Genomic DNA, 10,415 nt, shown 5'->3' with positions numbered 1-10,415 from the left:
CCCCTAAATGGGGCCTGCAAGGAGTCTTTCATGCAAAATTCACAAGATTTTAGTATTACGGAACTATCATTGCCTAAAGGGGGAGGCGCTATCACGGGAATGGGTGAAGCATTAACCCCCACTGGACCAGATGGTATGTCTGCTCTGTCTCTGCCTTTACCTATTTCAGCCGGACGCGGTTATGCTCCCGCACTCACACTGAATTACAACAGCGGCGCCGGTAACAGCCCATTTGGTCTGGGATGGGATTGCAACGTTATGACTATCCGCCGCCGCACCCATTTTGGCGTTCCCCATTACGATGAAACCGATACCTTTCTGGGGCCAGAAGGTGAAGTACTGGTGGTAGCGGATCAACCTCGTGATGAACCCATATCAGAAAATCCTTACTTAAAAAATACCGACTTGAATGCAATTTTTACCGTTACCGATTACCGTTCCCGTCTGGAAAGCCATTTCAGCCGGTTGGAATACTGGCAACCTAAGACAGAAGGCGAAACAGACTTTTGGTTGATATATAGCCCAGATGGACAGGTACATCTACTGGGTAAATCACCGCAAGCGCGGATTAGCAACCCGTCCCAAACGACACAAACGACACAAACGACACAAACAGCACAATGGCTGCTGGAAGCCTCTGTATCACCACGTGGCGAACAAATTTATTATCAATATCGCGCCGAAGATGACACGGGTTGTGAATCAGATGAAATTACGCACCATTCACAGGCTACAGCACAATTTTATTTACACATGGTGTATTACGGCAACCGTACAGCCAGCGAAACATTACCCGGTCTGGATGGCAGCGCCCCATCACAAGCAGACTGGTTGTTCTATCTGGTATTTGATTACGGCGAACGCAGTAACAACCTGAAAACGCCACCAGCATTTTCGACTACAGGTAGCTGGCTTTGCCGTCAGGACCGTTTTTCCCGTTATGAATATGGCTTTGAGATTCGTACCCGCCGCTTATGCCGTCAGGTATTGATGTACCATCACCTGCAAGCGTTGGATAATAAGATAACAGAACACAACGGACCAACGCTGGTTTCACGTCTGATACTCAATTATGACGAAAGCGCGATAGCCAGCACGCTAGTATTCGTTCGTCGAGTGGGACACGAGCAAAACGGTACTGCCGTCACCCTGCCGCCATTAGAATTGGCATATCAGGATTTTTCACCGCGACATCACGCTGACTGGCAATCGATGGATGTATTGGCAAACTTCAATGCCATTCAGCGCTGGCAGCTAGTTGACCTTAAAGGCGAAGGATTACCCGGCTTGCTATATCAAGATAAAGGCGCCTGGTGGTACCGTTCCGCGCAGCGTCAAGGCGAAATTGGCTCAGATGCCGTCACTTGGGAAAAAATACAACCTTTATCGGTTATCCCTTCCTTACAAAACAACGCCTCGCTGATAGATATCAACGGAGACGGCCAACTTGATTGGGTTATCACCGGGCTGGGATTACGGGGATATCATAGTCAACGCCCGGATGGCAGTTGGACACGTTTTACCCCACTCAACGCTCTGCCGGTGGAATATACCCATCCGCGCGCACAACTCGCCGATTTAATGGGAGCCGGGCTATCCGATTTGGTGCTGATCGGCCCTAAGAGTGTGCGTTTATATGCCAATACCCGCGACGGTTTCGCCAAAGGGAAAGATGTGGTGCAATCCGGTGATGTCACCCTGCCAGTGCCGGGCGCCGATCAGCGTAAGTTAGTGGCGTTTAGTGATGTATTGGGTTCAGGTCAAGCCCATCTGATTGAAGTGAGCGCGACTAAAGTCACCTGCTGGCCTAATCTGGGGCACGGACGTTTTGGTCAACCCATTACCCTACCGGGATTCAGCCAGCCAGAAGCTGAATTCAATCCAGCTCAAATTTATCTGGCTGATCTGGATGGCAGCGGTCCGACTGATCTGATTTATATTCACACCAACCGTCTGGATATCTTCCTGAACAAAAGCGGCAATGGCTTTGCTGAACCGGTGACATTGCGCTTCCCGGATGGTCTGCGTTTTGATCATACCTGTCAATTACAAGTGGCCGATGTACAAGGGTTAGGCGTCGCCAGCCTGATACTGAGCGTACCGCATATGTCTCCCCATCACTGGCGCTGCGATCTGACCAACATGAAGCCGTGGTTACTCAATGAAATGAACAACAATATGGGGGCCCATCACACCTTACGTTACCGCAGTTCCGCCCAATTCTGGCTGGATGAAAAAGCCGCGGCGCTGGCTGCCGGACAAACACCCGTTTGCTATCTACCCTTTCCGATACACACCCTATGGCAAACGGAAACAGAAGATGAAATCAGCGGCAACAAATTAGTCACAACACTGCGTTACGCTCGTGGCGCTTGGGATGGATGCGAGCGGGAATTTCGCGGATTTGGTTATGTAGAGCAGACAGACAGCCATCAACTGGCTCAAGGCAACGCGCCAGAACGCACACCACCGGCGTTAACCAAAAACTGGTACGCCACCGGACTGCCGGTGATAGATAACGCATTATCAACCGAGTATTGGCGTGGTGATGATCAAGCTTTTGCCGGTTTCTCACCGCGCTTTACCACTTGGCAAGATAACAAAGATGTCCCGTTAACACCGGAAGATGATAACAGTCGTTACTGGTTCAACCGCGCGTTGAAAGGCCAATTGCTACGCAGTGAACTGTACGGATTGGACGACAGTACCAATAAACACGTTCCCTATACTGTCACTGAATTTCGTTCACAGGTACGTCGATTACAGCATACCGACAGCCGATACCCTGTACTTTGGTCATCTGTAGTTGAAAGCCGCAACTATCACTACGAACGTATCGCCGGCGACCCGCAATGCAGTCAAAATATTACGCTATCCAGTGATCTATTTGGTCAGCCGCTAAAACAGCTTTCGGTACAGTATCCGCGCCGCCGGCAACCGGCAATCAATCTGTATCCTGATACATTGCCTGATAAGTTGTTAGCCAACAGCTATGATGACCAACAACGCCAATTACGGCTCACCTATCAACAATCCAGTTGGCATCATCTGACCAACAATACCGTTCGAGTGTTGGGATTACCGGATAGTACCCGCAGTGATATCTTTACTTATGACGCTGAAAATGTACCTGCTGGTGGTTTAAATCTGGAACTACTGAGCGATAAAGATAGCCTGATCGCGGACGATAAACCACGTGAATACCTCGGCCAGCAACAAACCGTTTATACCGACGGACAAAATGCAGCGCCATTGCAAACACCAACACGGCAAGCTCTGATTGCCTTTACCGAGACAACGGTATTCAATCAGTCCACATTATCGGCGTTCAATGGAAGCATCCCGTCCGATAAATTACCAACGACGCTGGAGCAAGCTGGATATCGACAAGCCAATTACCTATTCCCTCTTACTGGTGAAAACATAGTCTGGGTAGCCCATCACGGTTATACCGATTACGGTACAGCCGCACAGTTCTGGCGCCCGCAAAAACAGAGCAACACCCAACTCACCGGTAAAATCGCCCTCACCTGGGATGCAAGCTATTGCGTTGTGATACAAACCCGGGATGCTGCTGGACTAACAACCTCAGCCAGATATGACTGGCGTTTTCTGACTCCTGTGCAACTCACGGATATCAATGACAATCAGCATCTTATCACTCTGGATGCATTGGGCCGGCCAATCACATTGCGCTTTTGGGGAACTGAAAACGGCAAGATGACCGGTTACTCCTCACCGGAAAAAGTATCATTTTCTCCACCATCCGATGTTAATGCCGCTATTGAGTTAAAAAAACCGCTCCCTGTAGCACAGTGTCAGGTCTACGCACCAGAAAGTTGGATGCCAGTATTAAGTCAGAAGACCCTCAATAGACTGGCAGAGCAAGACCGGCAAAAGTTATATAACGCCCGAATCATCACCGAAGATGGACGCCTCTGCCCACTGGCTTATCGCCGCTGGGTACAAAGCCAAAAACAGCAATTTAACTTGTTGAACGACAATCCCTGTTTACCTCCTCACAGCCTGACATTGACGACGGATCGTTATGATCACGATCCTGAGCAACAGATCCGTCAACAGGTGGTATTCAGTGATGGCTTTGGCCGCTTGCTGCAAGCCGCTGCCCGACATGAGGCAGGTATGGCCTGGCAACGCAATGAAGACGGTTCTTTGATTATAAATGTCCAGCATACTGAGAATCGTTGGGCAGTGACTGGGCGAACGGAATATGACAATAAGGGACAACCGATACGTACCTATCAGCCCTATTTTCTCAATGACTGGCGATACGTCAGCAATGATAGTGCCCGGCAGGAAAAAGAAGCTTATGCAGATACCCATGTCTATGATCCCATAGGTCGAGAAATCAAGGTTATCACCGCAAAAGGTTGGTTCCGTCGAACCTTGTTCACTCCCTGGTTTACTGTCAATGAAGATGAAAATGACACAGCCGCTGAGGTGAAGAAGGTAAAGATGTAACGTGATCAATCCCGCCTGGCTGACAGGCGGGAAACATAGATAGAGGTGAAAGGTGTTGCTCATAATACCGTCAGATACTCAACTTATTATCTGGTTGATCATTGGTTTTATTGCGGCCTGGGGCGGATTAGTAAGGTACCTCATTGATATGCAAAACAAACAATATAAATGGAGTTGGATCAACGTATTCTGTCAACTCATCATCTCCTGCTTTACCGGTGTATTGGGAGGGCTGCTGAGTTTTGAAAGCGGCGGCGGCATCTATATGACTTTTGCGATTGCAGGTCTATTCGGCACAACAGGAAGTACCGGATTGAACTGGCTTTGGCGCCGCCTCATTACGCATCATCAAGATCAGGGAGGAAAGCAATAAAGCATTTCTACTGCCACAACAAACCATCTGTCTCCAACAGTTAAACCGGGAAATTATCTACTACACTATGGTAGGAAAATTAAATATGCAGAAAAGATTACACACAACATCCCAACAACGAGGTAATTCATGAAAAACATTGACCCCAACCTTTATCAAAAGACCCCTACAGTCAACGTCCAAGACAACCGAGGTCTGACAATCCGTAACATTGATTTTCACCGTATCACCGCAAATGGTGATACCGATACTCGCATTACCCACCACCAATACAATGCTCACGGATACTTAAGTCAAAGCATCGATCCGCGCCTATATGAAGCAAAGCAAACCAATAGTACGATCAAACCCAATTTTCTTTGGCAGTATGATTTGACCGGTAATCCCCTACGCACAGAGAGCATTGACGCAGGTCGCACTATCACCCTGAATGATATTGAAGGTCGTTCGTTGCTGACGGTAACTGCAACAGGTGTCATACAAACTCGACAATATGAAACTTCTTCCCTGCCCGGCCGTCTGTTGTCTATTACCGAACAAGCATCAGAGGAAACAACATCCCGTATCACCGAACGCCTGATTTGGGCTGGCAATACCGAAGCAGAGAAAGACCATAACCTTGCCGGCCAGTGTGTGCGCCACTATGACACGGCGGGAGTTACCCGGTTAGAAAGTTTGTCACTGACCGGTACTGTTTTATCTCAATCCAGCCAACTATTGATCGACACTCAAGAAGCTAACTGGACAGGTGATAACGAAACTGTCTGGCAAAACATGCTGGCCGGAGATATCTACACAACCCTGAGCACCTTCAATGCCACCGGCGCTTTACTGACTCAGACCGATGCGAAAGGGAACATTCAGAGGCTAGCTTACGATGTGGCCGGGCAGCTAAACGGGAGCTGGCTAACACTCAAAGGCCAGACGGAACAAGTGATTATCAAATCCCTGACCTACTCCGCCGCCGGACAAAAATTACGTGAAGAGCACGGCAATGGTGTTATCACCGAATACAGTTATGAACCGGAAACCCAACGGCTGATCGGTATCAAAACCCGCCGTCCGTCAGACGCTAAGGTATTGCAAGACTTACGCTATGAATATGACCCGGTAGGTAATGTCATCAGCATCCGTAATGACGCGGAAGCGACTCGCTTTTGGCACAATCAGAAAGTGGTGCCGGAAAACACTTATACCTACGATTCCCTGTATCAGCTTATCAATGCCACCGGGCGCGAAATGGCGAATATAGGTCAACAAAGTCACCAATTTCCCTCCCCGGCTCTACCTTCTGATAACAACACCTATACCAACTATACCCGTACTTATACTTATGACCGTGGCGGCAATCTGACCAAAATCCAGCACAGTTCACCGGCTACGCAAAACAACTACACCACCAATATCACGGTTTCAAATCGCAGTAACCGCGCAGTACTCAGCACATTGACCGAAGATCCGGCGCAAGTAGATGCTTTGTTTGATACAGGCGGACATCAGAACACTTTAATTCCAGGACAAAACCTGAACTGGAATACTCGCGGTGAGCTGCAACAAGTCACATTGGTGAAACGGGACAACAGCGCCAATGATGATCAGGAGTGGTATCGTTATAGTGGCGACGGGAAACGGATATTAAAAGTCAATGAACAGCGGGCCAGCAACAACGTTCAAATACAGAGAATAACTTATTTGCCGAGCTTAGAACTTCGTTTAACACAAAACAGTACGACCACAACCGAAGATTTGCAAGTTATCACCGTAGGAGAAGCGGGCCGAGCACAGGTACGAGTATTACATTGGGAGAGCGGTAAACCGGAAGATATCGACAATAATCAATTGCGTTACAGCTACGATAATCTTATCGGTTCCAGTCAACTTGAATTAGATAGCGAAGGACAAATTATCAGTGAAGAAGAGTATTATCCCTATGGTGGAACCGCGTTATGGGCCGCCAGGAATCAGACAGAAGCCAGTTATAAAACTATCCGTTATTCAGGCAAAGAGCGGGATGCCACCGGACTATATTACTACGGCTATCGGTATTACCAACCGTGGATAGGACGATGGTTAAGCGCCGATCCGGCAGGAACAATCGATGGGCTGAATTTATATCGGATGGTGAGGAATAATCCAATTAAATATCATGATACTGATGGTAGAGCCCCTGAAATTAAAGATGTCAAACACACGGTTATATATGGTTTCAGTCATCACCGCGGTTCAGAAATAGGCAAAGCATTAGCGGCTAAGAAGAACCCAGTTACCATCGATGAATATAATGCCGGACTTGGTATCATGGGTGAATTAAGTCTGTCTGATTATTTTAGAATTTCTCAAGATCTTAAAGAAGACAATCCGCCTAGATTAAATAAGCAAAATATAGCAACCAACTCACTTAAATACCTCGATGCAATGGATATACAGGAAAAGTCAGCCACTGCTGAAATTAAACAGGAAGCCTATGAACAACAAGAAGCTTATACCAAATCATGGGGTCTGCATATGATAGATAATAAAGGAAAATTAGATATTCAGAGTAAAATAAAAAGTCTCCTACCGTCAAAAGGACTTTTCAGTGGGTTATCCGGCCAAAAACGATTCCAGAAATTAGACGCGTTTATTTTCAAAAATAGCGATGGCGGCGATTTCACTATTCAAAGACAGAGAGATATATTAACGAAATTCGCTTCCGCAGGAAGTGCGGGAGAGCTTGAAAGCACTTTATCCACAGCAGATCAATCATGGCTAAAAAATACTATTGCAACAGCATTCTTTAGACAAACAAGTAAATTAGGTATGGATTGGTTTATAAAACAATTAGCGTCACCTGATTTCAGATTTGTGATGGCTGGATATAACGGTGAAAAATTGACTATCGAGCAACTAAATTCAGACAAACCTTGGAAAACAGGAAAAAGAAGGAAAGAAGGCCCGAATGAATATGCCGAAGCAATAACTTTCTCTGAAATTCGCCACGCCTATAGAAAAGGATACAACAGTAAAATAAACTTTATCCAGAAATAATTATACACAAGCCATGAGAGAATATTTATCTCATGGCTTGATTATTCTTGTTATTTTATTGAATGTTAATAAATTACTTTAACATTAAATATCACATAATTATGATAATATTTAAAATATCAAATCAGAAATTAATGAATTTAATGGCTCTTTATATTTATTTCTGAGAGTATAAGCACAATACCTTACCGATGGTGCTGGTCGTGATTCAAAATCCAAAAATGCTATATTTTTATCAATATGAGCAGAGTAACGAATTTCATTGGGGGTCATTAAACTTATCGCGATACCCGCTTTTATTAAATCCAATCTATTAATAAAATCAGGGACTGTCAGTAACGCTAAATTCGGGTATTCAGGCGGATAATTCAATGGCATAAAATTATCGCACTGTTTTAAAAAAGCACTATTATGCTGAACCAAAGGAAAAGTATAGATTACTTCATCAGCATGACTTCCTGGTTCTAAAATATCATTAGATACGGCAAGAGACAGGATTTGATAAGCACCATCTATCCTGATGATATCATCATTATCTGGGTAACATTCCGTCGTTACATAAACCGTTATATCCCCTTTCATTAAGGAAGAAAATACCGCGTCTTGCCTTATTAAATCATCAATGAGAAAATTGTTGATTATACAAATATCACGGTAATGATAACGTTGCACCGCTCTTTTTACGACTGTAGATATCTTATTAACATATTCTCCACTTGTGCCAATAACCAGTTTGTCTCTATTTGATAATTTATAATTTTGACGACAATTCCAGTTATCCTCAACTTTCTGAATCCTTTCATAACATGGCAACAACTCCTGATATAATGCCTTGCCCTCTTCCGTAAGCTTGGTTTTTCCCGGTAATCGCTCAAATAATTGGCAACCTACACGCTGCTCCAGTTGATATACGAGCCTGCTAAGTGGAGAGGGGGTAATGCAAAGCGTATCCGCTGCTAACGTGAATGACTCTTTCTTAGCTGATTCCATAAAATACTTTAGTTGCTTTGAACAAAATATCATCACATACCCTCTTGTTTTCATTCCAGAAATAGAATATTAACCATAGAACATGACAACTATGTTTCTACTTTGCATTCTTTTACATTAGGACATGCATTAATTGACATTGGATTTCACCATTTTAATTCTTAATATTTATTTAATAATTACATTACATTTATAAAATAAATATAATTTACCACTGTATTGGAATAATGATTTTAATGAAAACCCAGATCATTTCATTGAATATAAATATATCTTATCATCATTCATACTTTATATTTCAATTTATTACCAAAACATTTCCATTAAATTAACCTCAATATAACATTAAATAAATTATATAATTTACACCAGCCAAAATTGATTAATATTTCACAAGAAGAAACTAACTACATTTCTTCTTGTTTTAAATCACCATCATAATGATAGGTTTATAAATTCGTAAAATATTGACCATTAATCGCTAATGATGCCCGTATATTGTTCATCGAGCGTCTGTAAATAATCTGCACTGGTCAGGTGACTAATATTACATCCACTTTCTAAACGCGATTTCAGCCAATCAATAATCCGTTCCTGTAATTTCCCTTCTGGCTTATCCAGTTTATCAGCCAATTCACCGTGGTTTTCCCATAAATCGCTAATAAGTGCGAATACCTGACCTTGAAAAGCATAATCAGAATGTAACCAAGCCTCGATTAAATGGTCGCCCAAGACAAAGGGTTGTTCACTGCCACCGTGACCACAATTTTCAGGCCGATAATAAATCTGCGGCTCGAGCATATCGATCATCAGCTCACTTACTGGCGTCAAAAATGCCGACCAATCGCTGACGATCATTGCCGGTAATAACAGACCGAGGATACGCGCATCCATACTGCGTAAGAGCACCTGTTTCTCCTGTAATATCACCTGCTGGCGTGAACGCCAATGATTAAGCTGTCGCGCCCATAAATCCTCACTGCGATAAGCCCAACCCCAACTGTTATCGCTCAGGGTATGGCTATCAAGCAGATGACCGATTACTGACAGACAGCCTGACTTAGGCTGAACCAGCCAAGGGCTTTGCGCCAGCAGGTGATCCATTGGTGTATTGCTGTATAGCGGAAAAGCCTGCTCTACCCAGTCATTACGATAAAAGAGCTCCACCGGGTTAGGTTCCGCCAGTGAATTGATCATAAAGAAAACAGGTGGCTTATTAGGCGTAGTCAGCCATTGTTTCCAGTTCATAGAAGTGTTCATACATCCTCCTGGTTATCGATAATCAAGTTAGCTTCCAATTGAGCCTGCACAGCACAAAGCGGTCTGGCAGGATACTTAAGGCGCGACGCCTTACACAGTAATCAACGGCCCCTTTCCGACAGATGAAAAGGGAAACAACCAGTTAAAAAAGGTGTCGCCAAACGCCCAGTAAATAAAATAGAGAAATAATAAGGACAGCGTTATCTTCAATATTTTCATACTGATAATTCCTTCTTATCACAGTAATGCTGTAAGGCCAGTTCCCCTTGTTCTTCCTGCTGAC

5 protein-coding genes are annotated in these 10,415 nt (G+C 44.6%); 3 read left to right on the top strand and 2 right to left on the bottom strand.

The annotated features are described in order from the left end of the window. The first annotated feature begins 30 nt into the window (after window positions 1-30). From Phpb_RS16160 to Phpb_RS16150, 3 genes are all read left to right on the top strand, one after another. Window positions 31-4,482: a SpvB/TcaC N-terminal domain-containing protein gene (locus tag Phpb_RS16160; RefSeq protein WP_065391233.1), complete on the top strand. Its 4,452-nt coding sequence runs from the start codon at window positions 31-33 to the stop codon at window positions 4,480-4,482. Window positions 4,483-4,534: 52 nt separating this feature from the next. Then, window positions 4,535-4,855 (top strand): phage holin family protein, encoded by a 321-nt coding sequence (locus tag Phpb_RS16155; protein ID WP_065391232.1) that lies wholly within the window; start codon window positions 4,535-4,537, stop codon window positions 4,853-4,855. Between the two features lie 129 nt (window positions 4,856-4,984). Next, entirely contained in the window at window positions 4,985-7,882 is a 2,898-nt protein-coding gene (locus Phpb_RS16150; protein ID WP_065391231.1) for an RHS repeat protein, read from the top strand. A 111-nt stretch (window positions 7,883-7,993) separates the two neighbouring features. Here the strand turns inward: Phpb_RS16150 and Phpb_RS16145 are convergent, their stop codons facing one another. Together Phpb_RS16145 and Phpb_RS16140 are read right to left on the bottom strand one after the other, a co-directional pair. After that, window positions 7,994-8,905 (bottom strand): LysR family transcriptional regulator, encoded by a 912-nt coding sequence (locus tag Phpb_RS16145; RefSeq protein WP_075489501.1) that lies wholly within the window; start codon window positions 8,903-8,905, stop codon window positions 7,994-7,996. 441 nt (window positions 8,906-9,346) lie between these two features. Then, window positions 9,347-10,132 carry a DUF4123 domain-containing protein gene (locus Phpb_RS16140; protein ID WP_065391229.1) on the bottom strand — a complete coding sequence of 262 codons (786 nt, stop codon included), beginning with the start codon at window positions 10,130-10,132 and terminating at the stop codon, window positions 9,347-9,349. Window positions 10,133-10,415 lie beyond the last annotated feature (283 nt).

Source organism: Photorhabdus namnaonensis, assembly GCF_001684335.1.
Taxonomy (GTDB): Bacteria; Pseudomonadota; Gammaproteobacteria; order Enterobacterales; family Enterobacteriaceae; genus Photorhabdus; species Photorhabdus namnaonensis.
Note: the sequence above shows the minus strand (reverse complement) of the source record. Positions and strands in the feature narration are given on the sequence as shown.

What these genes read in the sequence shown, in the direction of transcription:
- Phpb_RS16140 (WP_065391229.1), bottom strand. Translation starts at nt 10,132, where the DNA reads ATGAACACTTCTATGAACTGGAAACAATGGCTGACTACGCCTAATAAG.
- Phpb_RS16150 (WP_065391231.1), top strand. Translation starts at nt 4,985, where the DNA reads ATGAAAAACATTGACCCCAACCTTTATCAAAAGACCCCTACAGTCAAC.
- Phpb_RS16160 (WP_065391233.1), top strand. Translation starts at nt 31, where the DNA reads ATGCAAAATTCACAAGATTTTAGTATTACGGAACTATCATTGCCTAAA.
- Phpb_RS16145 (WP_075489501.1), bottom strand. Translation starts at nt 8,905, where the DNA reads ATGATATTTTGTTCAAAGCAACTAAAGTATTTTATGGAATCAGCTAAG.